At 70.9% G+C, this 24,422-nt stretch carries 29 protein-coding genes, 1 tRNA gene and 1 riboswitch; of the genes, 11 read left to right on the top strand and 19 right to left on the bottom strand.

Features of this window, described 5'->3' with window-relative positions; translation table 11 throughout:
- Positions 1–23: 23 nt before the first annotated feature.
- The 4 genes from ACFYYJ_RS28250 to ACFYYJ_RS28235 all read right to left on the bottom strand — a co-directional run bounded on the left by ACFYYJ_RS28250 (position 24) and on the right by ACFYYJ_RS28235 (position 3,041).
- Complete coding sequence (locus tag ACFYYJ_RS28250) at positions 24–881, bottom strand: fumarylacetoacetate hydrolase family protein (protein ID WP_389136516.1); 858 nt, start codon at positions 879–881, stop codon at positions 24–26.
- Positions 882–1,003: 122 nt separating this feature from the next.
- Positions 1,004–1,648 carry a YidC/Oxa1 family membrane protein insertase gene (locus ACFYYJ_RS28245; RefSeq protein WP_389136513.1) on the bottom strand — a complete coding sequence of 215 codons (645 nt, stop codon included), beginning with the start codon at positions 1,646–1,648 and terminating at the stop codon, positions 1,004–1,006.
- 137 nt (positions 1,649–1,785) lie between these two features.
- Entirely contained in the window at positions 1,786–2,139 is a 354-nt protein-coding gene (locus ACFYYJ_RS28240) for a DUF6412 domain-containing protein (RefSeq protein WP_385124774.1), read from the bottom strand.
- Between the two features lie 86 nt (positions 2,140–2,225).
- Positions 2,226–3,041, bottom strand: a complete 816-nt coding sequence (locus ACFYYJ_RS28235) for a class E sortase (protein ID WP_389136510.1) — start codon at positions 3,039–3,041, stop codon at positions 2,226–2,228.
- A 56-nt stretch (positions 3,042–3,097) separates the two neighbouring features.
- Here ACFYYJ_RS28235 and ACFYYJ_RS28230 point away from each other — a divergent pair, with 56 nt between their 5' ends.
- The 3 genes from ACFYYJ_RS28230 to ACFYYJ_RS28220 all read left to right on the top strand — a co-directional run bounded on the left by ACFYYJ_RS28230 (position 3,098) and on the right by ACFYYJ_RS28220 (position 6,535).
- Positions 3,098–4,102: a tetratricopeptide repeat protein gene (locus ACFYYJ_RS28230; RefSeq protein ID WP_385124771.1), complete on the top strand. Its 1,005-nt coding sequence runs from the start codon at positions 3,098–3,100 to the stop codon at positions 4,100–4,102.
- Between the two features lie 114 nt (positions 4,103–4,216).
- Positions 4,217–5,203 carry a DNA cytosine methyltransferase gene (locus ACFYYJ_RS28225; RefSeq protein WP_389136507.1) on the top strand — a complete coding sequence of 329 codons (987 nt, stop codon included), beginning with the start codon at positions 4,217–4,219 and terminating at the stop codon, positions 5,201–5,203.
- 54 nt (positions 5,204–5,257) lie between these two features.
- Entirely contained in the window at positions 5,258–6,535 is a 1,278-nt protein-coding gene (locus tag ACFYYJ_RS28220) for a DNA cytosine methyltransferase (RefSeq protein ID WP_385363692.1), read from the top strand.
- Positions 6,536–6,582: 47 nt separating this feature from the next.
- Here the strand turns inward: ACFYYJ_RS28220 and ACFYYJ_RS28215 are convergent, their stop codons facing one another.
- The 3 genes from ACFYYJ_RS28215 to ACFYYJ_RS28205 form a co-directional block, all read right to left on the bottom strand.
- On the bottom strand, positions 6,583–7,017 hold the full coding sequence (locus ACFYYJ_RS28215) for a very short patch repair endonuclease (RefSeq protein WP_385363698.1): 435 nt from the start codon (positions 7,015–7,017) through the stop codon (positions 6,583–6,585).
- 61 nt (positions 7,018–7,078) lie between these two features.
- Positions 7,079–8,068, bottom strand: a complete 990-nt coding sequence (locus ACFYYJ_RS28210; RefSeq protein WP_385363691.1) for a hypothetical protein — start codon at positions 8,066–8,068, stop codon at positions 7,079–7,081.
- A 46-nt stretch (positions 8,069–8,114) separates the two neighbouring features.
- Positions 8,115–8,651, bottom strand: a complete 537-nt coding sequence (locus ACFYYJ_RS28205) for a GNAT family N-acetyltransferase (RefSeq protein ID WP_385363690.1) — start codon at positions 8,649–8,651, stop codon at positions 8,115–8,117.
- 187 nt (positions 8,652–8,838) lie between these two features.
- Between ACFYYJ_RS28205 and ACFYYJ_RS28200 the strand changes: the two genes are divergently transcribed.
- Complete coding sequence (locus ACFYYJ_RS28200; RefSeq protein WP_385124764.1) at positions 8,839–9,018, top strand: hypothetical protein; 180 nt, start codon at positions 8,839–8,841, stop codon at positions 9,016–9,018.
- A gap of 45 nt (positions 9,019–9,063) precedes the next feature.
- Positions 9,064–9,363, top strand: coding sequence for a hypothetical protein (locus ACFYYJ_RS28195; protein WP_385124762.1), 300 nt, complete (start codon positions 9,064–9,066; stop codon positions 9,361–9,363).
- A gap of 10 nt (positions 9,364–9,373) precedes the next feature.
- On the opposite strand, the gene ACFYYJ_RS28190 is transcribed toward ACFYYJ_RS28195, so the two are convergent.
- From ACFYYJ_RS28190 to ACFYYJ_RS28170, 5 genes are all read right to left on the bottom strand, one after another.
- A complete protein-coding gene (locus tag ACFYYJ_RS28190; RefSeq protein ID WP_385124760.1) occupies positions 9,374–10,708 on the bottom strand; it encodes a DUF445 domain-containing protein in 1,335 nt (444 codons plus the stop codon).
- Positions 10,709–11,154: 446 nt separating this feature from the next.
- Complete coding sequence (locus tag ACFYYJ_RS28185) at positions 11,155–11,826, bottom strand: DUF1707 domain-containing protein (protein ID WP_389136502.1); 672 nt, start codon at positions 11,824–11,826, stop codon at positions 11,155–11,157.
- Positions 11,827–11,931: 105 nt separating this feature from the next.
- Positions 11,932–12,909 carry an ATP-binding cassette domain-containing protein gene (locus ACFYYJ_RS28180; protein WP_385363687.1) on the bottom strand — a complete coding sequence of 326 codons (978 nt, stop codon included), beginning with the start codon at positions 12,907–12,909 and terminating at the stop codon, positions 11,932–11,934.
- Positions 12,910–12,911: 2 nt separating this feature from the next.
- Positions 12,912–13,760, bottom strand: a complete 849-nt coding sequence (locus tag ACFYYJ_RS28175; protein ID WP_389136689.1) for an ABC transporter permease — start codon at positions 13,758–13,760, stop codon at positions 12,912–12,914.
- 61 nt (positions 13,761–13,821) lie between these two features.
- A complete protein-coding gene (locus tag ACFYYJ_RS28170) occupies positions 13,822–14,625 on the bottom strand; it encodes an ABC transporter permease (protein ID WP_385124877.1) in 804 nt (267 codons plus the stop codon).
- A gap of 187 nt (positions 14,626–14,812) precedes the next feature.
- On the opposite strand from ACFYYJ_RS28170, the gene ACFYYJ_RS28165 reads away from it, so the two are divergent.
- A complete protein-coding gene (locus ACFYYJ_RS28165) occupies positions 14,813–17,218 on the top strand; it encodes a transglycosylase domain-containing protein (protein ID WP_389136686.1) in 2,406 nt (801 codons plus the stop codon).
- A gap of 9 nt (positions 17,219–17,227) precedes the next feature.
- Here ACFYYJ_RS28165 and ACFYYJ_RS28160 read toward each other — a convergent pair whose 3' ends face one another.
- The 3 genes from ACFYYJ_RS28160 to ACFYYJ_RS28150 form a co-directional block, all read right to left on the bottom strand.
- Positions 17,228–17,548, bottom strand: coding sequence for a multidrug efflux SMR transporter (locus ACFYYJ_RS28160; RefSeq protein ID WP_361137712.1), 321 nt, complete (start codon positions 17,546–17,548; stop codon positions 17,228–17,230).
- A gap of 40 nt (positions 17,549–17,588) precedes the next feature.
- Positions 17,589–17,661, bottom strand: a riboswitch (guanidine-III (ykkC-III) riboswitch).
- A 46-nt stretch (positions 17,662–17,707) separates the two neighbouring features.
- The gene (locus ACFYYJ_RS28155; protein WP_376655616.1) at positions 17,708–18,049 is read right to left on the bottom strand and encodes a GroES family chaperonin; all 342 of its coding nucleotides are present in this window, start codon (positions 18,047–18,049) and stop codon (positions 17,708–17,710) included.
- Positions 18,050–18,092: 43 nt separating this feature from the next.
- Positions 18,093–18,413: a DUF3618 domain-containing protein gene (locus tag ACFYYJ_RS28150; protein WP_384754567.1), complete on the bottom strand. Its 321-nt coding sequence runs from the start codon at positions 18,411–18,413 to the stop codon at positions 18,093–18,095.
- A 122-nt stretch (positions 18,414–18,535) separates the two neighbouring features.
- Here ACFYYJ_RS28150 and bcp point away from each other — a divergent pair, with 122 nt between their 5' ends.
- The 4 genes from bcp (at position 18,536) to ACFYYJ_RS28130 (ending at position 20,596) form a co-directional block, all read left to right on the top strand.
- Positions 18,536–19,003 carry a thioredoxin-dependent thiol peroxidase gene (bcp, locus tag ACFYYJ_RS28145; protein ID WP_376655614.1) on the top strand — a complete coding sequence of 156 codons (468 nt, stop codon included), beginning with the start codon at positions 18,536–18,538 and terminating at the stop codon, positions 19,001–19,003.
- Positions 19,004–19,148: 145 nt separating this feature from the next.
- Entirely contained in the window at positions 19,149–19,862 is a 714-nt protein-coding gene (locus tag ACFYYJ_RS28140) for an HNH endonuclease signature motif containing protein (protein ID WP_389136498.1), read from the top strand.
- Complete coding sequence (locus ACFYYJ_RS28135) at positions 19,787–20,470, top strand: HNH endonuclease (RefSeq protein ID WP_389136495.1); 684 nt, start codon at positions 19,787–19,789, stop codon at positions 20,468–20,470. The genes ACFYYJ_RS28140 and ACFYYJ_RS28135 overlap by 76 nt, the downstream gene beginning before the upstream one ends.
- Positions 20,471–20,512: 42 nt before the next feature.
- Positions 20,513–20,596, top strand: a tRNA-Leu gene (locus ACFYYJ_RS28130).
- 60 nt (positions 20,597–20,656) lie between these two features.
- Here the strand turns inward: ACFYYJ_RS28130 and rdgB are convergent.
- The 4 genes from rdgB to ACFYYJ_RS28110 all read right to left on the bottom strand — a co-directional run bounded on the left by rdgB (position 20,657) and on the right by ACFYYJ_RS28110 (position 22,876).
- Positions 20,657–21,271 carry an RdgB/HAM1 family non-canonical purine NTP pyrophosphatase gene (rdgB, locus tag ACFYYJ_RS28125; RefSeq protein WP_389136493.1) on the bottom strand — a complete coding sequence of 205 codons (615 nt, stop codon included), beginning with the start codon at positions 21,269–21,271 and terminating at the stop codon, positions 20,657–20,659.
- Positions 21,272–21,313: 42 nt separating this feature from the next.
- A complete protein-coding gene (locus ACFYYJ_RS28120; RefSeq protein ID WP_385124752.1) occupies positions 21,314–21,694 on the bottom strand; it encodes a hypothetical protein in 381 nt (126 codons plus the stop codon).
- Between the two features lie 107 nt (positions 21,695–21,801).
- Complete coding sequence (rph, locus tag ACFYYJ_RS28115) at positions 21,802–22,533, bottom strand: ribonuclease PH (RefSeq protein ID WP_384593166.1); 732 nt, start codon at positions 22,531–22,533, stop codon at positions 21,802–21,804.
- A gap of 109 nt (positions 22,534–22,642) precedes the next feature.
- Positions 22,643–22,876: a glucose PTS transporter subunit EIIB gene (locus ACFYYJ_RS28110; protein WP_073799335.1), complete on the bottom strand. Its 234-nt coding sequence runs from the start codon at positions 22,874–22,876 to the stop codon at positions 22,643–22,645.
- Positions 22,877–23,090: 214 nt separating this feature from the next.
- Here ACFYYJ_RS28110 and ACFYYJ_RS28105 point away from each other — a divergent pair, with 214 nt between their 5' ends.
- Positions 23,091–24,404 carry a PTS transporter subunit EIIC gene (locus ACFYYJ_RS28105; protein WP_389136488.1) on the top strand — a complete coding sequence of 438 codons (1,314 nt, stop codon included), beginning with the start codon at positions 23,091–23,093 and terminating at the stop codon, positions 24,402–24,404.
- Positions 24,405–24,422: the final 18 nt, after the last annotated feature.

Raw genomic sequence — 24,422 nt, 5'->3', positions numbered from 1 at the left:
CCCGCCCCTCTGCATGCCGAGCGCTACGCGCCCTTGAACTCCTGGCGCTGACGGCCGAGGCCCTCGATCTCCAGCTCCACGACGTCACCGGCCCGCAGGTACGGCTTCGGCTCGGGCTGACCCATGGCCACGCCACCCGGCGTGCCGGTGACGATGACGTCGCCCGGGTACAGGGTCATGAACTGGCTCAGGTACCGGACGACCTCGCCGACCGGGAAGATCTGGTCCGAGGTGTTGCCGTCCTGTTTGAGCTCGCCGTTGACCCACAGCTTGACTCCGAGCACCTGCGGGTCCGGGATCTCGTCGGCCGTGACCAGCCACGGGCCGAGCGGGGTGAAGGTCTCGCAGTTCTTGCCCTTGTCCCAGGTCCCGCCGCGCTCGATCTGGAACTCGCGCTCCGAGACGTCGTTGACCAGCACGTAGCCCGCGACGTGCGCGAGACCCTCCTCGGCGGAGGACAGGTAGCGGGCGGTGCTGCCGATGACGACGCCCAGCTCGGCTTCCCAGTCGGTCTTCACGCTGCCGCGCGGGATGAGCACGGTGTCGTCGGGGCCGACGACGGTGTCCGCGGCCTTCAGGAACAGGATCGGCTCGGCCGGCGGCTCCGCGCCGATCTCGGCCGCGTGCCCGAAGTAGTTCAGCCCGATGCCCACGACCTTGCCGATGCGCCCGACGGCGGCACCGATCCGCAGGCCTTCGGCGTCCAGCACCGGAAGCTCCCCGGATGCCGCCGCTTCCCGCACGCGGGACAGCACGGCGTCGTCGGCGAGCACGGCGCCGTCCACATCCGTGATCAGGCCGGACAGGGCACGCAGGGTCCCGTCCTGGTCGAGCAGCGCGGGGCGCTCCGACCCGACGGGTCCGACACGCAGCAGCTTCATGGGCATTCTCCCGTGGTCGTGGGTGGTCGACCCATGGGCGTGCCACGGGCCGGCCGATGGGTTGCGGCCATCGGAGGATTGGTCGATCCTCCAAGAAACCCACCCAATCCGCAAGACCCTGTTCACAGACTGGAACGCACTCCTCCGCGGGACTGCAGCCAGACCCGCTCCGCCACCGACCAGGCGGTCGTGGTCAGCAGGTACAGACCGGCGGCCAGCGGCACCACCGCGGCCGTGATCAGCGTCCCGAAGGACAGCAGGGGCAGTACGCCGCCCAGCTTGCGCATCGCCGCCTGCTGCTCGGCGGTGAGCGCCGGCCCGGCCGCGGCGCCCTTCCCGGACGCGGGCAGGACCGGCGCCGGCGCGGCGGCGGCGGCCCGCCTCCCCCGTACCGCGCTCCAGGCCGCGACCACGCCGATGGCGGCGAACAGCCCGAGGAACACCAGCCCCTGCGCCCCCAGCAGCCCTCCGTCCCCCAGCGCGTCCGCCCACCGGGCGCCGAGCGGCACCCCGATCAACCGCTCCCCCAGCAGCTCCTGCCCGGACGAGAACGCCTGGTACATGAGGAAGAACACCGGCAGCTGCAGCAGCACCGGCAGGCATCCCGCCACCGGGGTCGCGCCCCGGAAGGCGGCCCGGCTCAGCGGGTGCAGCGCGAGCCGCACGAGCACGGTGAACAGCACGATCGCGGCAGCGGTCGCGGACTCGGCCAGCACCGGCTCAAGCAGCCGGCCCAGCTCGACGACAACACGAACAAAAACGGACACGCGGGCCCTCCGGAGGGTCTCGTCGAACGTCGAAAGCGATGCATTCCGGCGTGACGACCCACGAGGGGCGACAACGGTGAGGGAAAGGGAAACCCAGGGATCCGACAGGGAGGCGAACTGCGCCGAACCGTGCGCCCCTACGTGGCCGTCAGGACGAGACGGCCCGGCGCCCTGGGCCGCGACCGGCCCGACGCGTCCGGATCGCGCTGCGGCAGGAACGCCGTGCGCTGCTCACGATCACGGATCTTCGTCCGTATTCGATGCGGTGCCACGGGCCGCACGAGCCGCGCGACGGCGGCCAGCGCCCGGGCACTCACGGCCACGGTGACCGCGAGGGCGACCACCACACCCGCCAGCCCGCTCTCTCCGGCGAAGAGTCCGAGCACTCCCCCGAGCAGCACCAGCGGCAACAGGAGGGCCAGTGCCCGCGAAGTCCGGGAGAACAGGAGGAAGGACAGCGAGCGCGCACCGTCGCGTCGTCGCCCGGTCATCCGCACCGCCCCCTCCCCCACTCGAACGCCCAAACGGTCAAGCACTGTTGATCGATACTAACGGCACCCACCGACGACCGACCCGGCTATCCCTTCAACGCCCCCCACACCACCAGCCGGTACTTGGAGGTGTACTCGGGCGTGCACGTGGTCAGGGTGATGTAGGCGCCGGGCTCGTCGTACCCGTACCCCGGCTTCACGATGCTCCGCGGGACCGGCGCGATCACCCCGGTGTCCCGCTCGCTCGTCTCCCCCAGCACCTGGCCCACCACGTACGTGTACCTCCGCCCCCGCACATCGACGATCAGCTCGTCACCCGCCCTGAGCCGGTTGACGTACCGAAAGGGCTCCCCGTGCGTATTGCGGTGCCCGGCCAGCGCGAAGTTCCCCCGCTCCCCGGGCTGCGCGGTCCCGGGGTACTGGCCGACGTACCCCTTGTCGAGCACGGCCCGCTTGTCGACCCCCTGCGCGACGGGCACCGAGAGCCCGAGCCGCGGGATGCGCAGCACGGCGTACGCCCGGTCCCGGGCAGGTGCCGGGCCGGACGCCGCCGACCCACCGGCCGCCGTCCCCCCACCGGAACCGGCAGGAGGAGCCGGTGGAGACGAGGAAGAGGGAGGTGCCGGCGAATCGGAAGGAGCAGCGGCGTCGTCACCCGGGACGAAGGGCACGGGCGGGGAATCCCCCCACTCCCCCTCCAACGCCCGGACCTGCTCCCGCGCGGCGGCCACGGCCTCCCGGTTGGTCCACCACACCTGGTGCACCACCAGCAACGCCACCAACACGCCCACCGTGGTGATCGCCTCGGCCGCCACCCACAACAACCGCGCGACCCCGGCCCGGCCCAGTCGCCGGCCGCCCCCCTGCACCACCACGGGCACCCGATCCACACGATCTCGCACGGGCGGCACCTTAAGTCTTCCCCCGCCAACTGACCAGCAGCAGTACGGTGTCAACCATGCGCCCTGACACGCCTGCCGAGCACATCGCCGAAGCCGAGCGCCTCATCCGCACGGCGACCCGCTACCCCGAGGACCAGGAGCCCCTGCTCCTCCAGGCCGCGGCCCACCTCGAACTGGGCGACGCCCGGGACCGCGCCAGCGCGCTGTACGACCAACTCCTCGCCGGCTCGCCCGCCAACCCCCACCTGATCAAGGCCCTCCAGGCCGCGAACCTCTGGGAGTACGGCCACGAGCCCGAGGCCCGCGCCCTCATCTCGGGCATCCGCTCGGCCGCCCCCAAGGACCCGGCGCCCTGGGAGGTCATCGCCGAATCCCTGGAAACCCACGACGAGTTGCAGGCTTCGCTCGACTGCTTCACCGAGGCGGCGACCCTCCTCATCACCGAGGACGAGCCCCTCACCCCCGCCACCACGGCCCTCCTGACGGGCCGCCACCGGGTCCGCCGCCTCCTCGGGCTCCAGCACGACGACTGGGACATGGTCGCCGACACCCGCCACATCGGCCCGATCCCCCTCGACGAACTCCACGACCCGAAGCGCATCTGGGCCCTGGGATCCGACGACCCGGCCGAGCTCCGCGCCGAAATCGCCCGCCTCCGCGCCGAACTGGGCGACCGCCGCGCCGCCCTCTCCCGCCCCTTCCCGGTGGCGATCCTGCACTGGCCGGCCCGCGAACTGGCGGAGCTCCTCACCTCGTACCCCACCCTGGCCACCGAGTACGCCTCGCACGAGGCCCACCTGCGGGACATCGAAACCTCCCTCCGCGCCCTGGCCGCCTCGGGCACCACGAACCTCGGCATCGTGACGGCCAGCGTCCCCTCGTACGAAGCCTTCGCGGCATCGGAGAAGACCTCGCCGGCCTCCCCGTCCCTCCTGGCCGAATACGCCACCACCCTGGCGGCCCGCGGCAAGGCCACCCCCTGGCCCCCGCCGCCGAACGCGCCGTGCTGGTGCACCTCGGGCAAGCCGTACAACGAGTGCCACGCGGCCACCCGCCCCTGAGCCGAGGCCGGTGCGATCATCGACGTCTCGGAGGTCGACGACGGCCACCCTCCCGGTGAGCGGCGGCGGGGCGGTCGACCCGTCCCGCCACCTCACGGGGAACGCGGGGGCGGCATGAACACGGGAACGACACGGCGGCTGCGTTCCCTGGACGTCTGCTCGGGCGCCGGCGGACTGGCCCTGGGCCTCGAACAGGCCGGCTTCGATCCCGTCCTCCTGCTCGACAACCGCGATGTCGCCTGCCGGACCCTGCGCGCCAACCGTCCCTCGTGGAAGGTCCTCGAAACGAACCTCCTCGACTTCGATCCGTGCGAGCACACCGAGACCTACGACGTGGACCTGCTGTCGGCGGGCCTGCCCCGGGTCAAGGCGACGGCCGCCGTGGCACGCCGCGACAGCGAGGCCGAACTCGAACTGCTTCGCGCCACGATGCTGCTGCTCTACGGCGTACAACCCAGGGCGCTGCTCGTCGAGAACGTGCCGGACCTGGTGACGAAGCCGGATTACGCGCCCCTCCGGTCCTTCGTCGCGGAGGAACTCTCACACCTCGGCTACCGCCATGCGTGGTTCGTCGTGAATGCGGCGGATTTCGGTGTTCCGCAGATTCGGCGGCAGGGAATTCTGGTGGCCTTCAAGGGGGACCTACTGGATTCCTTCGTCGTGCCGACTCCGACGACCCTTCCGCACAGGACGGTGGGCGAGGCCCTGCTGGATTCGATGTCCGCCGGCGGCTGGGCCGAGGCGCCCCGGTGGGCCGCGCAGGCCGACCAGCCGGCCCCCACCCTCGTCGGCGGCTCCTGGGAGCGCGGCGGCGCCGACCTGGGACCCACGGGCTCCAAGCGGGCATGGGCCCGCATGGGCGTCGACGGGGCGACGGTGGCCGACGCCGTGCCGGGCCCCGACTTCCGCTGGGCTCCGGAGTCCGGTCGGACGAGCATGATGCCGCTGACCGTGGCCCAGGCCGCGATCCTCCAGGGCTTCCCTCCCTCGTGGCGGATCGAGGGCCGCAAGACCGCGATGTACCGACAGGTGGGCCACGCCTCGCCGCCTCCGGTCGGGCGGGCGCTGGGCGCTGCCGTCATGGCCGCGCTACAGGCCTGATGAAGTGGGCGAAGGCGCGCTGGGCCTGGGGCTCGGTGACTACACTTGACCCCCATGACCAGAAAGCAGTCCCAGCCGTCTCAACCTGGGCAGATCCGCGTCATGGACCTGTTCGCAGGGGCTGGGGGCTTTTCCTCTGGGTTCGCCCGTTACACCCCCACGGGAACGACGAGTCCGTTCACGTCGGTCGCCGCCGTCGAGTTCGACCGGGCCGCCGCGGCCACCTACTCCGCCAATTTCGGCGGTGCCCACGTCTTCGCCGGTGACATCGCGAAGTTCGATCCCACGCCCTTCAAGGGCCAGGTCGACGTGATCATGGGCGGCCCGCCGTGCCAGGGCTTCTCCGGCCTCGGCAGGGAGGATCCGACGGACCCCCGCAACGAGCTCTGGCAGGAGTACGTGCGGGTGGTGGCCAAGGTCCACCCCAAGGTCTTCGTCATCGAGAACGTCGACCGCTTCCTGAAGTCCCCCCAGTACGCGGAGCTGCTTTCCGCCTCCGCGACCCCGGGGCATCCGCTCCACGACTACACGGTCGTGCCCGCGGTGATGAACGCGGCCGACTACGGGGTCCCGCAGGCGCGACGTCGCGTCATCGTCATCTGCACCCACAAGGACTTCGCCGAACCGTTGCGGCACCCCGAGCCGACGCACCACAAGAACGGCCACGCGTCCGACGGGGCGCAGGACTCCCTCTTCGGCTCCGAGCCCGGTGGTCGGCCCCTGCCCCGCTGGGTTCCGGTGTCGACGGTCTTCGACGTCTCCGCGAAGCGCCCGATACTGGAGCGCATGCCCGATCCGCGCGGCGCGGCGGATTCCGCCGGCGCCGTCCCCGGGCACTACCTCACGGCGGATCTCCATTTCGGCCGGAACCCGGAGGACCTTTCCCGGGCCCGGTACATGGCGATTCCCGAGAACGGGAACCGGAACAACCTCCGCGGGGTCAGCTACCGCCTCGACCGGACGGGCCGCATTCGCCTTTCCACCGAGAAGGACTACCGCCGGCTGAAGGGGCAGGAGTTCTACCTCTCCACCGACAGCTGGGACAGGCACAATTCCGGATCCGGCGACGTCATGGGCCGCATGCGGAAGCACGCGCCCTCGGTGACGATCCGTACGGAGTTCTACAAGCCCGAAAAGGGCCGCTACCTGCACCCGACGGAGCACCGCCCGATCACCCACTACGAGGCCGCGCTCATCCAGGGCTTCCCCGAGACGTTCAAGTGGTACGGGACCAAGGTCGAGATCGCCCGTCAGATCGGGAACGCCGTGCCCGTCGGCCTCGGCAGGACGCTGGCGCAGGCCATCCACACCTTCCTGACCCGGCACGGCTGAGCCGGCACGGCCGAGCCGGTACGGCCGGCCCGGCGCGGCGCGCGATCTCACATGTCCGTTACGGGTCCGGCCTGTTGGGCCCTGGACCGCGCTTCGGGCCGACGGCCCTCGACGACGGACAGGACGCGAACCGCCGCCTCGTCCGCCCGCTCGTGCTCCCAGACCCGCACGGCCAGCCAACCCGCCTCGGCCAGCCGGGCGTCCGTGTCCACGTCCCGACGCCGATTGCCCTCGATCTTGGCGCGCCAGAACTCGGCGTTGTTCTTCGGCCACGTGGCGTGCACGGGGCAGCCGTGCCAGAAGCAGCCGTCCACGAAGACGGCCACGCGGGCGGGCCCGAACACGATGTCGGCCTCGCGCCGCACGCCCTTCACCGGCTTCCGGTGGATCCGGTACCGGGCCCCGTTGGCGTGCAGTGCCTTGCGCAGGGCCACCTCGACGCCGGTGTCGCGGCTCTTCTGGCGACTCATTCGAGTGCGCACGGTGGCCGTCGTTGCCAGTTTCTCCACACCCCCATTGTGAACCGTGGGTCCGACACACCCCTCAGAAGGGCAGCGGGAGCTGGTGGTGGCCGCGGGCCACGGCCGTCGGCGGGGTGGGGCGTGCGGCGGCCAGTGCCAGGAAGGCGCGGAGGGCCGCGAGGACCTCGGTCGGGGTGTCGCGGATCATCGACGGGGTGGCGCTGACCACCAGGATGCCGTGCGCCTCCAGGCGCAGGCGCCGGCGGAGGGTGGCGTGCCAGGAGTCGCGGGTGTAGTGGTACTCGGCCGAGTCGATCTCCAGGGCGACGCCCTCGTCGGGCCAGTAGGCGTCCGGGGTGGCCAGGAAGGTGCCGTCCGGGGTGTGGAGGCGGGCGTTCCACAGGGGGGTCGGGAGGTCCGTCGCGGTGAGGGCGTCGCGGGCCTGGGCCTCGGCGAACGAGCGTACTCCGACGAGGAGTTCCGCCGCGGCGGCGCGGACCGCGGGGCGGGTGAGCAGGCGGGCGGCCCGGAGTTCGGCGTGCAGGTCGCGGGGGTGGCACCAGCCGGCCTGGACGACGTGGGCGAGGACCGAGCGGATCCGGTCGGGATGGTCCGCGCGGGAGGCGAAGTCGCTCGCCGCGCGGACGGGGCGGGTGCTGGGGACGCCCGAGACGGTGATGGTGCGGGGCCAACGGGAGGTGGCGAGCGGGCGGACCCCGGCGGTGGGCTTGAGCCTGCGCGGGGCGCGGATCAGTACGTCCGCCGGGTCGTACGGGGCCTCGCGGATGCCGAGCAGGGCGAGGGCGGCGCCCCCGGTGAGGGCGGCCGTGTCACCGGTCAGCGGGTCCGAGGCCGGCTCGGCGGCGTACAGGACGGCGGACAGGGCCCGCCGGCGCGCGTCCGGGGGGCCGGTCTGGAGGAGGTAGACCCGGGGCAGCAACCGCTGCCAGGGACCTCCCGGGCGGGTGCGGGAGGTGATCGTGCCGTCCGGGACACCGGCCCCGACCAGTTGGTGCCGGGTGGCCATGCCGAGCTGCCTGCGGGCCACCCTGGGCTGTTGTGCGGTGGTCATGCCGCCGGTATGCCCCGTTTCCGGGAGGGTGTACCCGTCCCCCGGTCTATCGGTCCGGGTGGTCCGGGGACAGGAAGACGATCACCCCGGTCTCCGTGCCGGGGAGGGCCGGGACCTCGTGCCAGCCCAGGCGGCGGTACGTCGCCACGGTGTCGGTGGCGAGGCGGGAGGTCAGCAGCCACGCCTTCCCGTCCGGGGCGTCGGCCGTCATCTCGGTGAGGAGGGTCCGTCCGGTGCCCCGGCCGCGCGCGTGGGGGCGTACCGCGAGTTCGTCGATCTCCAGCGCGCCGGTCAGGAGCCCGCGCACCCGCCCCGGGCCGAGTTGGGCCGCGACCTGCGGGTAGGCGCGGTCCCGGGGGAAGACGGCGGGCGTGACCCAGCCCGTGGCGAAGCCGTCGATGCCGGCCTCCGACTGGGCGAGGGCCGCGCGGAACCCATGGCGCCGGGTGTCCGCCTGGAGACGGCCGGCGAACTGGCGAATGGTTTCTTCATCCTCGTTCCACGGCGGGGCCGAGAAGACGTCGGCGTAGGTGTCGACCAGTTCGTCCGCGAGGTCGAGGACGGCAGGTCCGTAGCAGATCACGATGTCCTGGCTCCTGATGTCGAGCGGTCGGGGCGAGCGCGGAGGGCGGGTTTCTCCCGTTTGGGTGGGAGAGCGAATTTATGCCGTCCGGGTTCCGAAGACACACATCGCACGGATCCGGCGAGTGTGCGACAAATCCCCTCCCGGCGCTCCGTGTCGGGGAGCCCCGCGCCGGAGTTGAGAGGCCATGGACAGACTGATTCGGGCCGCCGGACGGTGCGCGCTCGCCTTCCTCCTCGTCCTCGGCGTCGTGGCGCTGCTGCCGCGCTCGCTGCGGGACTCGGTGCCGAACGCCGTGATCGGAGCGACCGTGCTGCTGCTCGCCGGAGTGTCGGGCGGTCGCCGGGCGGCCCGGCGGTCGCGTTAGCCTCACAGGAAAACCCGTACGACAAGAAGACCAGAGGAGTTCGACATGGCACGGGTACCGACTTCCGCGGTGGCGGCGGCAGGACTGGTCGGCGGATACGCCGTCGCCCGCTGGACCAAGAAGCGGCCCCTCGGCGGCGTCGTGCTCGGCGCCGCCGGGGTCATGGCCGGCCGGGAATGGCACCGCAGGGGCGGCGTCCCCGTGGCGGCGGGGCTCGGAGCGCTCTACGTGGCGGGCTTCGCCGGCTCGCACCCGCTCGCCAAGAAGGTCGGCGCCTGGCCGGCCGTCTTCGGAGTCGCGGGCGTCGTCGCCGCCGCTTCCTGGGCCGTCGCCGACCGCGGCTGAGACGCGCCCCCTACGCCCCCAGGGCGCGGGACGCCGTGTAGATCAGGAGGCCCGCCAGGGCGCCGACCACCGTGCCGTTGATACGGATGAACTGCAGGTCGCGACCGATGTGGGCCTCGATCTTGCGGGAGGTGTGCTCGGCGTCCCAGGCCGCGACCGTGTCCGTGATCAGCGAGGTGATCTCGGTGCGGTACGTGGTGACCACGTAGACGACCGCGCCCTCGATCCAGCCCTCCACCTTCTGCTGGAGGCGGCCGTCGGTGGCCAGGCGGGCACCGAGGGAGATCAGGGAGGAGCGGACGCGCAGGCGCAGTTCGCTGCGCTCGTCCTCCGCCGCCGAGATGATCATCGTACGGATGGCGGTCCAGGCGGAGGTGATGACGTCCTGGACCTCGTCGCGGGCGAGCAGCTCGGACTTCAGGCGCTCGACGCGGGCGCGGGTCTCCGTGTCCGACTGGAGGTCGGCCGCGAAGTCCGTCAGGAAGCGGTCCACCGCCCCGCGCGCCGGGTGCTCCGGCATGTCCCGCATCTCGGTGACGAAGCGGAGCAGCTCCTTGTACACGCGCTCGCCCACCTTGCGGTCCACGAACCGCGGGGTCCAGCCGGGGGCCCCGCCCTGGACGGCGTCCGTGATCGACCCCTCGTGCGTGACGAGCCAGTCGTGGGCCTTGGCGCAGATCAGGTCGACGGCCCGGCGGTGGCCGCCCTGCGCGACGACCTTCTCCAGGGTCTTGCCGATGCCCGGGGCGATCTCGGCGGTCTCGGCGCGGCGGGTGACGGCCTCGCCGACGATGGCCTGGACGTCGGAGTCGCGCAGTACGGTCAGCGCTCCGCGCAGGGCCGTGGCGAGCTCAGCGGTGACGCGGTCCGCGTGCGCGGGCTCGGCCAGCCAGGCACCGAGGCGGCCGCCGATGCCGAGGGCGTGGAGGCGGGCCCGGACCACGTCGGAAGAAAGGAAGTTCTCGCCGACGAACTCCCCGAGGGAGACCCCGAGCTGGTCCTTCTTGGTCGGGATGATCGCGGTGTGCGGGATGGGCAGGCCGAGCGGGTGCCGGAAGAGGGCCGTGACGGCGAACCAGTCCGCGAGCGCGCCGACCATGCCGGCCTCGGCGGCGGCCGCCACGTAGCCGGCCCAGGCGCCGGCGCCCCAGGCGTGCGTGGCGACCTTGGCCAGTACGTAGACCAGCGCGACCAGGGCGAGGAGGCCGGTCGCGGTGGCCTTCATCCGGCGGACACCGCGGCGACGCTCCTCGTCCGCGGCGCTGAACACGAAACCGGCGGCGCCGGCGCTGCCCTTGTCCCCTGGGCCGGTGGCATCGCCTCCGGCGGTGGTGCGGTTCGTCACGTGCTCCTGCCTTCCCCCGGGGGCGCCGGTTTTGTCTGCATAGCATCCGACTCCCGGGAGGCCCGGGGAGTTCCCGCCACGCCCTTTCGCTCCCGCGAGGGGACACCGTTCCCTCAAAGATCCGGGGCTCCGCCCCGGACCCCGCGCCTCAAACGCCGGCGGTGCTGGGTATGGCGTCCCTCCGGGGCGGCTCCTCGTCCTCGCGCACGTAGGCACCGCAAGACCACTGAGCCCGGTTGCGCGCTCCTCCTGCGGGGACGCCCCGCAGGACCCCCGCTCCCCCCTCACTGACCCGGGGCACCGCCCCACCAGGCCGGTCCCGCCCGGGGGACACCACCCAGCCCCGCCGGCGTTTGAGGCGCGGGGTCCGGGGCGGAGCCCCGTGCGCACGGCCCGCGGCCGAACCGCCACGCGCCGCCCCGGCACGGCGGCCGCGCCCCGCCCCGCTACAGCTCCTTGCGGAGCGACGGGCCGCCCTTCGGGCGCTTCGGCTGCTTCGGCGGTTTCACCCTCACGTCGACCCCGCCCCAGAACGCGAAGCCCGTCACGATCACCCGCGGCGCGTCCGGGTCCACCGGATCGCCGCCGAGGCGCTGGTCGAAGCCGCCCATGATGCCGATGCCCCGCAGGTCCACGGCCACCCCCGGCGGCACGATGACCTGGATGCCACCCATGATCGCGACACAGTTGATCACGACCTCCCGCTGCGCGAAGTCCGCCTCGCGCAGGTCCAGCTCACCGCCGCCCCAGAACGCCACCGCGTCGAAGCGGGCCGGGACCGTCCACCGGCCCTTGCGCTGGAAACCCGACATGATCGCCACGGCGGCCGTCGACGTGCCCGCGCCGCCGATACGGGCCGGCCAGCCCGCGCCCCCGGACACCGGCGCCGCGGACCGGGTGGGCGCGGCCGCGCCCACCGCCGGCAAGTCCCGCGTCAGCGGCTCCAGTTCCGCGTACGTACGCGACTTGTACGCCGCCTCCAGCCGCTCCTCGAACTCCTCCATGTCGAGCCGGCCCTCGGCGAGGCCGTCCCGCAGGCGCTCCACCACCCGCTCGCGGTCGGCGTCGGACGCCCTCAGCTCCGGCAACGGCACCTGCGCCCGCTCGTCGTCACTCATGCGCACCAGACTATGCAGGGATCGGCGCCAGTTGTATGGGGTGGACCCGGAGTTGTACCCGGAGGCCGACCCCGGGATTCCCCCTATGCGCCGCCCGGGGAGACCTCATCCCCGCCCCGCGTACATCCGCGCGATCACGTCCTCGATGTCCGGCTCCCGTACCGACAGGTCCACCAGCGGGTACTCCGCCGCCACCGCCGCCACCAGCGGCGCCGCCGAGGCCCCCGCCGGGAACGCCAGCCACTGCCGCGGGCCCTCCACCTTCACCACCCGCGCGCCCGCCACCTCGATCGGCGCGAACTCCCGCTCCAGGTCGACCACCAGGGTCCGTTCGGCCTCCGCCACCGAGCCCGCCGCGTGCAGCCCGCCCAGCGGGCCGTCGTACATCAGGCGCCCGTGGTCGATCACCATCACCCGCTCGCAGAGCTGCTCGATGTCCTGGAGGTCGTGCGTGGTCAGCAGCACCGTCGTCCCCTGCTCCTCGTTCAACTGCCGTAGGAAGCCGCGCACCTTCGCCTTGCTCACCACGTCCAGCCCGATCGTCGGTTCGTCCAGGTACAGCACCTCCGGGTCGTGCAGCAGCGCCGCCGCGATGTCCCCCCGCATCCGCTGGCCCAGCGAGAGCTGTCGTACGGGCACGTCCAGCAACGCGGCGAGGTCCAACCGCTCCACGCAGCGCTCCAGGTTCTCCCGGAACCGCGCCTCCGGGATCCGGTACATCCGCCGCATCAGCCCGTACGAGTCCCTCAGCGGCAGGTCCCACCACAGCGTGGTCCGCTGCCCGAACACCACCCCGATCCGGCGCGCCAGCCGCATCCGGTCCCGCGCCGGATCGATGCCCGCGACCCGCAGCCGGCCGCCGCTCGGCGTCAGGATCCCCGTCAGCATCTTGATCGTCGTCGACTTCCCCGCGCCGTTCGGCCCGATGTAGCCGACCACCTCACCGCGGGCCACCTCGAAGCTGATCCCGTCCACCGCCCTGACCTGGCGTTTCTCCCGGCGCAGCGGGCCCACCCGACGCCGTACGTCGAAGACCTTCTCGACGCCGTCCAGTGAGATCAGCACGTCTTCCGCATCCCGCACAGCTAACTCCCCGTACTCCGGTACGAACGGACACCCGCACGCCACGCCAGCGACGCGGGCAGGAACACCACGAAGGCCACCAGCGGGCTCAGGTACGCGACCCACCCCGGCAGCCCCAGCGGATCGGGCCGCCCCAGCACGTACAGCGCCGGCAGCCAGTTGACGAAGGCCAACGGCACGATGAAGGTCACCGCGCGCAGCAGGTCCTTCGCGAACACCGTCGGCGGGTACTGCAACATCGTGTTCCCGCCGTACGTGAAGGAGTTCTGCACCTCCGCCGCGTCCCCCGCCAGGAACTGGAACGCCGCCCCCGCCACCATCACCGCACCGAAGATCCCCGCCCCCGACACGATCATCACCGGTACCAGCAGCACCTTGCCGACGCTCCAGTCCAGCTCCGCGGACAGCTCCCAGAGCGCCCAGCCCAGCACCCCCAGCCCCTGCGCCACCCGCCCCAGCCTGCGCAGCGCGAACCGGTCCGCCGCCACCTGCGCGAGCAGCGGAACCGGACGCACCAGCATCGTGTCCAGCGAACCGTCCCGGATCCGGACCCCGATCCGGTCCGTGTTGCCGATCAGCAGGTCCGCCAGCCCCAGGGAGGCCGAGGCCGTCCCGTACAGCAGCGCGATCTCGGGCAGCGTGAAACCGCCCAGCACGTCCACGTGGGAGAACATGATGTAGATCGCGACGAAGTCGAGGAGGGTGATCGCCCCGTTCCCGAAGGCCGACAGGAGGAAGGACGTCCGGTACGTCATCGTCGACCGGATCCACATCCGCACGATCAGCCCGTAGCCCCGCACCCCCTCCACCGCCCGGCTGCGCCGCCGCGGCTCCTCGCGCGGGGAAACCACCGCGGCCCGCCCGGAGTCCGGCTCCGGCTCACGCTCCGGCCCCCGCTCCACCAGCGCCGTCTCAGCCACCCTGCACCACCACCTTGCGCGTCGCCGCCGACTGCAACACCCGTCCCACGCCCAGCAGTACGAGCGCCCAACCGGCCTGGAACCCCAGCGCCCGCGCCACGCTCCCGGCCCCCGCGTGCGTACCCATCAACACGTCGATCGGCACTTGCAGGATCGCCGACCACGGCAGCACCCGCACGAACTCCCCGAAACCGCCCGGGAAGACGGTCAGCGGCAGCAACATCCCCGAGAAGAAGATCGAGACCACCGTCGCCACCAGATTGATCCCCGACCCGTCCATCAGCCAGAACGCCATCAGCCCCAGCAGATAGCGCACCGCGAAACTCACCACCAGCCCGAGCCCGACCGACACCAGGAACAGCGCCCAACGCACCGGATCGGCCGGCAGCGCCAGCGTGAAGAACAGCGAACCCGCCAGCAGCGGCAGCAGCCCGCGCCCCACCAACTGGAAGCCCGCCCGGCCCATGTCCGAGGCCAGCCACCACATCTGGAGGTCCGCCGGCCGGTACAGGTCGACCGCGATGTCGCCCGTACGGACCCGCTCCTGGATCTCCTCCTGGAAGCCGCCGCCCAACATCGCCGCGGCGGCGAGCAGCGACTGGCTCATCCACACGAAGGTCAAGGCCTGCGCCTGGTCGTACCCGCCGAGCCCGGGGCGCTCGTCCCACAGCGCGATGTACGTGTACGCGACGATGAAACCGAACACGGTGTTGGTGAACACACCGGCCGCCGTCGCCGTCCCGTACGTGGCGTAGCGCCGGAACCCGCCCGCGGCCACCGCCAGGTAGAGGCCCACTCGCTGACGCACCGTATCCCTCCCATTTCCACGTCGTTCCTACGTCGGCCAAAGCGCGCGAGCTTAGTGCGGAGGGGCGATCCACGCGACCGATTTACGCCCGTCCGGAGCGGAATCACCGGCCATCGGGTAGACACAATGAGGTACAGAAGTGGATATTTCGAACGGCGGCGAGGAGTCCCCGCAGATGAGCGACCAGTCACCACCCCCGGGCTGGACCCCTCGCGACCCGGACTCCCCCGACGAACAGCCGCAGCAGCCACGGGCACGGCGCGGCGGCAAGCCCCCCAAGCCCGGGAAGAAGCCCCGCCGCCAACGCACCGGTTGGCGACGCCTCGTCCCCACCTGGCGCATGGTCCTGGGCGGCGTACTCGTCCTCGCCCTGCTGCTCGGCGGCGCCCTCGTCGCCGGCTACCTGCTGGTCCACATCCCGCCGGCCAACTCCGCCGCCACCGCCCAGTCCAACGTGTACCTCTACTCCGACGGCTCCCAGCTCGCCCGGGACGGCGAGGTCAACCGCGTCAACGTCCCGCTCTCCCAGATCCCCCGCACCGTCCAGGAAGCCGTACTCGCCGCCGAGGACCGGGACTTCTACTCCGAGCGGGCGGTGGACCCCAAGGCGATGCTCCGCGCCGCCTGGAACACGGCCACCGGCAAGGGCACCCAATCCGGCTCCACCATCACCCAGCAGTACGTCAAGAACTACTACCTGGGCCAGGAACAGACCATCAAACGCAAGGTCAAGGAGTTCTTCATCGCGATCAAACTCGGTCGCGAGAAGTCGAAGGACTACATCCTGGAGGGCTACCTGAACACCAGCTACTTCGGCCGCAACGCCTACGGCATCCAAGCCGCCGCCCAGGCCTACTACGGCAAGGACGTCGGCAAACTCTCCACCGCCGAGGGCGCCTACCTCGCCACCCTCCTCAACTCCCCCAGCGCCTTCGACGTCGTCTCCCACCCCCAGGGCCGCGACCGCGCCCTCGCCCGCTGGAACTACGTACTCGACGGCATGGTCAAGAAGGACTGGATGCCGGCCGCCGAACGTGCCGCCACCCGCTTCCCCGAACCGGGCAAGGTCCGCCCCGCCGCCGGACTCTCCGGGCAGCGCGGCTACCTCGTCGAAGCCATCAAGGACTACATCACCGACAACAAGATCCTCGACGAGAAGACCCTCGCCGAAGGCGGCTACCGCATCACCACCACCATCGACAAGCGCCGCCAGAACGCCTTCGTGGACGCCGTCAACGCCCAGGTCATCAGCAAGCTCGAACCGGAAACCCGCAAGGCCGACCGCTACGTGCGCGCCGGAGGCGTCTCCATCGACCCCTCCAACGGCAAGGTCGTCGCCATGTACGGCGGCATCGACTACACCAAGCAGTACGTGAACAACGCGACCCGCCACGACTACCAGGTCGCCTCCACCTTCAAGCCGTTCGTCTTCGCGGCCGCGGTCGAGAACGACTCCCGCACCCAGGACGGCCGCCGCATCACCCCGTACACGATCTACAACGGCGACAACAAGCGCCGTGTCGTCGGCAGCCGGGTCCCCTACGCCCCCGAGAACGAGGGCCAGGTCTCCTACGGGAACATCACCGTCAACGCCGCCACCGACCTCTCCGTCAACGCCGTCTTCGCGCAGATGGTCGTCGACGTCGGCACGGTGAAGGTCAAGAAGACCGCCGTCGACCTGGGCATCCCCGAGGACACCCCGAACTTCGTCCTGGGCCCCGCCATGGCGCTCGGCACCCTCCAGGCCAGCGTCCTCGACATGACCCAGGCGTACGCGACCCTCGCGGACCACGGCCGGCGCACCCCGTACACCTTCCTGGAGAAGATCACCAAGGAGGACGACACCATCGGCCTCCCCGAACGCCCCCGCACCCAGGCGGTCAGCCGCGAGTCCGCCGACACCACCACGTCCATGCTGGTCAGCGTCGTCGACAACGGCACCGGCACCGCGGCCCTCGCCGCCGGCCACCCGGCCGCCGGCAAGACCGGCACCGCCGAACTGGACCGCTCGGCCTGGTTCGCCGCCTACACCCCGAACCTCGTCACGGTGGTCTCGATGATGGGCCAGGACCCCGACACCGGAACCCTGGAATCCCTGTACGGAGCCCTCGGCGAGGCGCGCATCGGCGGAGGCGGCTACCCGGCCCGCATCTGGGCCGCCTACACGAAGACGGCCCTGGAGGGCACCGAGCCCGAGGACTTCGACCTCGAACTCCAGCCGGGCGCGGTCCCGCCCCCGCCCACGCCCAGCTTCGAGCCGACCTCCCCGGAGGAAACCCCCGAGGAACCCTTCCCGAGCCGCCCCGGCCGCCCGAACCGCCCCACGCCCCCGAACGGGACGAACGGCCAGAACCAGGGCGGGCAGAACAACGGAGGCCAGAACCAGGGGGGCCAGAACCAGGGGGGCCAGAACAACGGGGGCCAGACCCAGGGAGGCCAGACGCAAGGCGGCCAGACCAACGCCGGCACCACCACGGGCACCCAGGGCGGCGCCACGCAGGGCACCGACGCGGGAACGGACGCCGGAACGGGAGCGGGGGCGGCAGCCCGCCGCCCCCCACCGTCCGCGTTCCTGGAGTAGCCGGTCCCGTTAGTGCCCGGAGGTGGCCTTCAGCCCCACCACGGCCACCAGCAGCAGGCTGATGAAGAAGATCCGGGCGGCGGTGACGGGCTCACCCAGCACCGCCATGCCGAGCACGGCCGCACCGGCGGCGCCGATGCCGACCCACACCCCGTACGCGGTACCGATGGGCAGGGTCTTCGCGGCGTACGACAGCAGCACCATGCTGGCGACGATCCCGGCACCCGTGAACACACTGGGCCACAGCCGGGTGAAACCGTCGGTGAACTTCATGCCGATCGACCAGCCGACCTCAAGCAGGCCGGCGACGAGAAGAAGAACCCATGCCATGACGGCACCTCCGGGACGACGAGAAATCGAGCGGTACGGGGGTGCGTCGTCTTGTCCTTGACCCGGTACGGCGCGTCTCGTCGGGGTTCTCCTCCACCGTAGCAAAGCAATACGAAAGGGGCCGGTGATCCCGATCACCGGCCCCTACGCTCTACCTGTCTACAGATACAACCCGGTGGAGTCCGTCGACCCCTCCAGCCGCTCCGCGGCCACGGCGTGCAGGTCCCGCTCGCGCATCAGCACGTACGTCGCACCCCGCACCTCGACCTCGGCCCGGTCCTCGGGGTCGTACAGCACCCGGTCGCCCGGCTCGACGGACCGTACGTTCTGCCCGACCGCGACCACCTCGGCCCAGGCCAGCCGCTTGCCGACCGCGGCCGTCGCCGGGATCAGGATCCCGCCGCCGGAACGGCGCTCGCCCTCCGGCAGGTCGGACTTCACGAGCACGCGGTCGTGGAGCATGCGGATGGGCAGCTTGTCGTGGGTGGTGTTCTCGCTCACGCCTCGAACTTACCTGCCCGCGCCCGCCCTGTACTCCGGAGGGTCATCCCCGCTTACGGCGCGCCGACACCACGATCAGCCCGATCAGACCCGCGGCGACCAGCGCGACCGGCACGATCCGGTCGACGCGCGGAGCGCCGTTCTCGTCGCGCAGCCCGGCCTGCACGTCGCTCACGCACCGGTTCACGGCGGCGAAGGCCCGCCCGGCCGTGTGGTCGACGGTCGAGGCGACCCTGGCCTTCGCGTCCCCGATGATCGTGCTCGGGTGCATCCGCACACCGATCTCGTCGAGCGTCTCGGCGAGCTGCTCGCGGCGGCGGACGATGTCCGCCTCGATCTGTGCGGGGGTCCTGGCTTCCGGCACCGCGCTGCCTCCGTCGTCGTTTCGTCGTCGTGTCCCGCATGGGGCGTAGTGCCCCATGGACTCATCGTCAGCTTAGTCTCGTTGCAGAACGATGCTGGTGCCCTCCCGAGGAGACTGTTGACATGAGCGAGCGACTGCAGCCGGGCGACACCGCCCCCGCCTTCACCCTGCCCGACGCGGACGGCAACGAGGTCTCGCTCGCCGACCACAAGGGCCGCAAGGTGATCGTGTACTTCTACCCCGCGGCCCTCACCCCGGGCTGCACGAAGCAGGCCTGCGACTTCACGGACAACCTGGACGTCCTGGCCACTGCCGGCTACGACGTGATCGGCGTGTCCCCGGACAAGCCGGAGAAGCTGGCGAAGTTCCGGGAGCAGGAACACCTGAAGGTCACGCTGGTCGGCGACCCGGAAAAGGCCGTGCTGGAGGCCTACGGCGCGTTCGGCGAGAAGAAGCTGTACGGCAAGACGGTCACGGGCGTCATCCGCTCGACGGTGGTCGTGGACGAGGAGGGCAAGGTGGAACACGCCTTCTACAACGTCAAGGCCACGGGCCACGTAGCCAAGATCATCAAGGACCTGGGCATCTGACCCGCTGCCTCTGCCGACCCCGGCCCGCACCGTGAACCGGTGCGGGCCGCTCGCTTTATCGGACGAAATTCCACGTAACCGTCCGACTATCGGGTCGTTACTCCATGCGAGGGTCGCACGTGCGGCCGGAAGCGAGGGGGACGGAATGCCGACCAGCCCTTACACGAGAGAACGCCTCTCGGAGGCGGCGCGCACATCACGCACGCTGACGGAGGCGCTCAACAAACTGGGGGTCGACCCGAAGAGCGGCTCGCGTGAGCACATCCGCGGGCGAATGAAAGGCCTGGGAGTCGACACCTCCCACTTCGAGCGCGAGGGGCTGAAGTGGACCAAGGAGGTACTGGAGGAAGCAGTCTCAGCCTCGACGAACATGAGCGAGGTGCTCCGCCGCCTGGGGGTGAATGTCGTCGGCGGGCAGCACACCCACATCAGCCGACGAGTCAAGGCCCTGGGGATAGACACCTCGCACTTCAAAGCGCAGTCACGGGCGGGCATACCCAGGAATCGCCGATCACCCGAATCACTGCTGGTGAAACAGCCCCCGGAGCAGGCCCGGCGCATCCAAAGCGACCGGCTCAAGGCCGCAATGGCAGTGCTGGGCGCGGAAGAACGCTGCGCCGAGTGCGGGGTCGAGGCCGTCTGGATGGGTGAACCCCTCCCTCTGGAAGTCGACCACATCAATGGCGACTGGCGTGACAACCGGTGGGAGAACCTGCGACTCCTCTGCCCCAACTGCCACTCGACGACGGACACATACCGAGGCCGAGGCAAGGCCCGGCGCAGGTGGGCAAGCGAACCGGCTACACACAGGAACTGCTGGCCGAAGCCGCCGCCCGGTGCGGCGATATCGACGAGGTGATCGCATACCTCGGCACACGTCCCTACGAACACCTCGGGCGCTATCCGATGAGGCGCTTCGCCCACTTCGGCATAGACGTCACCCACTTCCGCCCCACCGGCGGGCAGGCCCCGCCGCCCTGCGACGAACTCAGGGCGGCCGTCACGCAATCGACGAGCATCGCGGGTACGCTGCGGAAGCTCAACCGGCCGGACAACGGCCACCAGCGAGCACTGCTACGCCCATGGGTGACCGAGGCGAGCCTCGACACCTCGCACCACCTCGGACAAGGCCACTCAAAGGGGAAGCCCGGACCCACCCAGGCGAGGCCGGCGGTCGAGGTGCTGGTCAAGCACGACGGCACCCGCCGCACCAGGACGATTGCCTTGCGGCGCGCCCTCCGCGACATCGGGGTGCCCGAGCAGTGCGCAGGCTGCGGGAGCCCCCCGGAATGGCGGGGACGCCCCATGACGCTGGAGGTCGACCACATCAACGGCGACTGGAGTGATGACCGCCGCGAGAACCTGCGGCTGCTGTGCCCCAACTGCCACGCCATTACGAGCACATGGTGCCGGGGAGGTCGCCGCGGCAATGCTGTCGCCCGCCAGGGCCTGGCGGTCGTAGACTAGCCGCAGCCGGTCGGGATCAATGTCCGAATTTACCGGTTAGTCGCGGTCGTGGTGGAATTGGCCTACACGCAACTTTTAGGTAGTTGTGGGAGAAATCCCTTGAGGGTTCGAGTCCCTCCGACCGCACTCACAGAAGGTCCCGCGCGCACCATCTGCGCACGGGACCTTCAGTGTCGCCCGGGCGGCTCAGCCCAGCAGCGCCCGCACGAACGGCACCAGCGCCCTGAACGCCTGCCCCCGGTGGGAGATGGCGTTCTTCTCCTCCGCCGTCAGCTCCGCGCACGTGCGCGACTCCCCCAGCGGCTGGAGGATCGGGTCGTAGCCGAAGCCGCCCGTGCCGGCCGGGGTGTGGCGGAGGGTGCCCAGGAGGCGGCCCTCGACCACGCGTTCCGTGCCGTCCGGGAGGGCCAGGGCCGCCGCGCAGGCGAAGTGGGCGCCGCGGTGCTCGTCGGCGATGTCGCCGAGCTGGGCCAGGAGGAGGTCGAGGTTGGCCTTGTCGTCGCCGTGCTTGCCGGCCCAGCGGGCGGAGAAGATGCCCGGGGCGCCGTTCAGGACGTCCACGCACAGGCCGGAGTCGTCGGCGATCGCCGGGAGGCCGGTGGCCTGGGCCAGGGCGTGGGCCTTGAGGAGGGCGTTCTCGGCGAAGGTGATGCCGGTTTCCTTGACGTCCGGGATCTCCGGGTACGCGTCCGCGCCGACCAGCTCGTGCGGCAGGCCGGCGTCGGACAGGATGGCGTGCAGTTCGGTGACCTTGCCCGCATTGCGGGTGGCCAGGATCAGGCGCGAAGGCGTGGAGGTCATGCCCGCCATTATTCCGGGCGCCACGCGGCGCCTTCCTCGGCGTCAGCCCGGAGTGCAGACCTTCGAGAGTTCGGAGGCCGCGTCGGCGACCGGCGTGATGTCCGGGGTCGCGTTGCCCTGCTCGATGGCGGTGCGGACGTTCTTGACGGCCGTGTTCATCGAGCCGATGGCCTTGCTCAGGTCGGCGTTGTCCGTCTGGTCGCCGATCTTCTTCAGGTTCGTCTCGATCTGGTTCAGCGCGTTCTGGGCGTCCTGCGGGCTGTTGCCCGCGTTGGAGACGGCCTGCTGGAGGTCGTTGGCGCCGTCCGTGATGGCGACCGCCGTGTTGGCGCAGTCCATCGCCGTGGAGATCGCGTCACAGGAGGTGAGGGCGGGGATGGTGAGGGCGGCTGCCAGCGTCACGGCGGCTATGCGGAGCTTCATTTTTTCCGGTCCCCCCAGGGGTGTGGATACGTGGACGGGCGCGCGGCTTCGACACCGTGCGCCCGTACCCTGCCAGACGCCGGTGCGGGCGCCTACAGTTCCAGCCCCTACAGGTCCAGCTCCAGCGCGCTCAGCTGGAGGGCCTGGAGGTCCGCGCAGCCGCCGGCAGCGAGGTCCAGGAGGGCGTTGAGTTCCTTGCGGTCGAAGGGCTCGCCCTCGGCCGTGCCCTGGACCTCGACGAAGCGGCCGTCGCCGGTGCAGACCACGTTCATGTCGGTCTCGGCGCGCACGTCCTCCTCGTAGCAGAGGTCGAGGAGGGGGACGCCGTCGACGATGCCGACGCTGACGGCGGCGACGGTGTCGGTGAGGGGCTTGCGGCCGGCCTTGACGAGCTTCTTCTTCTGGCCCCAGGCGATGGCGTCGGCGAGGGCTACGTAGGCGCCGGTGATGGCGGCGGTGCGGGTGCCGCCATCGGCCTGGAGGACGTCGCAGTCCAGGACGATGGTGTTCTCGCCCAGCGCCTTGTAGTCGATCACGGCGCGCAGCGAGCGGCCGATGAGGCGGGAGATCTCGTGGGTGCGGCCGCCGATCTTGCCGCGTACGGACTCGCGGTCGCCGCGGGTGTTGGTGGAGCGGGGCAGCATCGAGTACTCGGAGGTGACCCAGCCTTCGCCGCTGCCCTTGCGCCAGCGCGGGACGCCTTCGGTGAAGGAGGCGGTGCAGAAGACCTTGGTGTCTCCGAAGGAGATGAGGACGGAGCCCTCGGCGTGCTTGCTCCATCCGCGTTCGATGGTGACCGGGCGGAGCTGTTCGGGCGTACGGCCGTCGATGCGAGACATGGCGTTGAGCCTAGTCCCTGCGGGGGAACGGCGAAGACCCCGTTCGGGTGCGTGCGGCATCCGTACGGGGTCTTCTGGGGAGCTTCGGAGGGGCTTCAGTGCGCCCGGCTCACATCATGTCTTCGATGTCCGCCGCGATCGGGTCGGCGTCGGTGCCGATGACGACCTGGATGGCGGTGCCCATCTTCACGACGCCGTGGGCGCCGGCGGCCTTGAGGGCGACCTCGTCGACGAGGTCGGGGTTGACGACCTCGGTGCGCAGGCGCGTGATGCAGCCTTCGACCTCTTCGATGTTCTCGATACCGCCGAGCCCGGCGACGATCTTCTCAGCCTTGGTGGCCATGTGTTTCTCCCTGAGTCGTACGAAGAACGAGTCTCGGCGGCACCGATGCGGTCCGTTTCGTCACCGTAACGCACGGTTGGCCCATCTTCGCGAGCGCGCGTCCACTGTCTGACGAATCATGACGATCAGCAGCAGCAACCTGCCCACAACTGGTCTACACCAGTGTGCCGCACGTGCCGCGACAGCCAAAACGGGCCGGTCAGGGAGGACGCGGATGAGCGCGAGCAGCGCCGCAGGAGCGCCACAGGCGAAGCCGGAGGCGAAGTGGTGGAACGGGCTGTTCCAGGGGCTGCAGAAGATGGGGCGGAGCCTCCAGCTGCCCATCGCCGTACTGCCCGCGGCGGGCATCCTGAACCGGCTGGGGCAGCCTGACGTCTTCGGCTCCAAGGGGCTGGGCTGGGACGACCTCGCCAAGATCATGGCCGGCGCGGGCGGCGCCCTGCTCGACCCGGACCTCGGCCTGCCCCTCCTGTTCTGCATCGGCGTCGCGATCGGCATGGCCAAGAAGGCGGACGGTTCGACCGCGCTGGCGGCGGTGGCCGGCTTCCTCGTCTACCGCGGGGTGCTGCACGCGTTCCAGAAGCCGTGCCCGACGGGGACCAAGGACATCGGCGGTGGCTGCCTGGGGGCGAACGACACGTTCGTCGCGTACACGTACCAGAACCCGGGGGTCTTCGGCGGCATCATCATGGGCCTGCTCGCGGCCTGGTTCTGGCAGCGCTACCACCGGGTGAAGCTGGTCGACTGGCTGGGCTTCTTCAACGGCCGGCGGCTCGTCCCGATCATCATGTCCTTCGTGGCGATCGGCTTCGCCGTGATCTGCCTGTGGGTCTGGCCGCCGGTCGGCGACGCGCTGGAGAGCTTCTCGGACTGGCTGGTGGGCCTGGACTACTGGGGTGCGGGCATCTTCGGCGTCGCGAACCGCGCGCTGCTGGTGATCGGTCTGCACCAGTTCCTGAACGTGCCGGTGTGGTTCCAGTTCGGCAGCTACACCACGCCGGAGGGGAAGACCGTGCACGGCGACATCAACATGTTCCTGAACGGCGACCCGAACGCGGGCATGTTCCTCTCGGGCTTCTTCCCGATCATGATGTTCGCCCTCCCGGCGGCGGCCCTCGCGATCGCGCACTGCGCGAAGCCGCTGCGGCGCAAGGAGATCGGCGGTCTGATGCTGTCAGTGGGCCTGACCTCGTTCGTCACGGGCATCACGGAGCCGTTGGAGTACTCGTTCCTGTTCGTGGCGCCGGTGCTGTACGTGATCCACGCGCTGCTGACGGGCGTGTCGATGGCGGTGACGTGGGCGCTGGGCGTGCACGACGGGTTCAGCTTCTCGGCGGGTCTGATCGACTACGTCATCAACTGGGGGTTGGCGACGAAGCCGTGGCTGATCATTCCGATCGGCCTGTGCTTCGCGGTCGTCTACTACGCGATCTTCCGTTTCGCGATCACGAAGTTCAACCTGCCGACGCCGGGGCGGGAGTCGGACGAGGAGATCGCGGCGATGCAGGCGGACAACACCAAGGCGTAGCCGCCTCCATGTGGTGAG

The sequence above is a fragment of the Streptomyces sp. NPDC002467 genome (assembly GCF_042889825.1).
Classification (GTDB): Bacteria; Actinomycetota; Actinomycetes; order Streptomycetales; family Streptomycetaceae; genus Streptomyces.
Note: the sequence above shows the minus strand (reverse complement) of the source record. Positions and strands in the feature narration are given on the sequence as shown.

Bases quoted from the DNA above. Each gene is read 5' to 3' on its own strand.
- rdgB (WP_389136493.1), bottom strand. From the start codon at position 21,271: ATGACCTCCACGCCTTCGCGCCTGATCCTGGCCACCCGCAATGCGGGC.
- bcp (WP_376655614.1), top strand. From the start codon at position 18,536: ATGAGCGAGCGACTGCAGCCGGGCGACACCGCCCCCGCCTTCACCCTG.
- ACFYYJ_RS28240 (WP_385124774.1), bottom strand. From the start codon at position 2,139: ATGACCGGGCGACGACGCGACGGTGCGCGCTCGCTGTCCTTCCTCCTG.
- ACFYYJ_RS28210 (WP_385363691.1), bottom strand. From the start codon at position 8,068: ATGACCACCGCACAACAGCCCAGGGTGGCCCGCAGGCAGCTCGGCATG.
- ACFYYJ_RS28200 (WP_385124764.1), top strand. From the start codon at position 8,839: ATGGACAGACTGATTCGGGCCGCCGGACGGTGCGCGCTCGCCTTCCTC.
- ACFYYJ_RS28195 (WP_385124762.1), top strand. From the start codon at position 9,064: ATGGCACGGGTACCGACTTCCGCGGTGGCGGCGGCAGGACTGGTCGGC.
- ACFYYJ_RS28160 (WP_361137712.1), bottom strand. From the start codon at position 17,548: ATGGCATGGGTTCTTCTTCTCGTCGCCGGCCTGCTTGAGGTCGGCTGG.
- ACFYYJ_RS28220 (WP_385363692.1), top strand. From the start codon at position 5,258: ATGACCAGAAAGCAGTCCCAGCCGTCTCAACCTGGGCAGATCCGCGTC.
- ACFYYJ_RS28120 (WP_385124752.1), bottom strand. From the start codon at position 21,694: ATGAAGCTCCGCATAGCCGCCGTGACGCTGGCAGCCGCCCTCACCATC.
- rph (WP_384593166.1), bottom strand. From the start codon at position 22,533: ATGTCTCGCATCGACGGCCGTACGCCCGAACAGCTCCGCCCGGTCACC.
- ACFYYJ_RS28165 (WP_389136686.1), top strand. From the start codon at position 14,813: ATGAGCGACCAGTCACCACCCCCGGGCTGGACCCCTCGCGACCCGGAC.
- ACFYYJ_RS28225 (WP_389136507.1), top strand. From the start codon at position 4,217: ATGAACACGGGAACGACACGGCGGCTGCGTTCCCTGGACGTCTGCTCG.
- ACFYYJ_RS28230 (WP_385124771.1), top strand. From the start codon at position 3,098: ATGCGCCCTGACACGCCTGCCGAGCACATCGCCGAAGCCGAGCGCCTC.
- ACFYYJ_RS28140 (WP_389136498.1), top strand. From the start codon at position 19,149: ATGCCGACCAGCCCTTACACGAGAGAACGCCTCTCGGAGGCGGCGCGC.
- ACFYYJ_RS28105 (WP_389136488.1), top strand. From the start codon at position 23,091: ATGAGCGCGAGCAGCGCCGCAGGAGCGCCACAGGCGAAGCCGGAGGCG.
- ACFYYJ_RS28185 (WP_389136502.1), bottom strand. From the start codon at position 11,826: ATGAGTGACGACGAGCGGGCGCAGGTGCCGTTGCCGGAGCTGAGGGCG.
- ACFYYJ_RS28250 (WP_389136516.1), bottom strand. From the start codon at position 881: ATGAAGCTGCTGCGTGTCGGACCCGTCGGGTCGGAGCGCCCCGCGCTG.
- ACFYYJ_RS28110 (WP_073799335.1), bottom strand. From the start codon at position 22,876: ATGGCCACCAAGGCTGAGAAGATCGTCGCCGGGCTCGGCGGTATCGAG.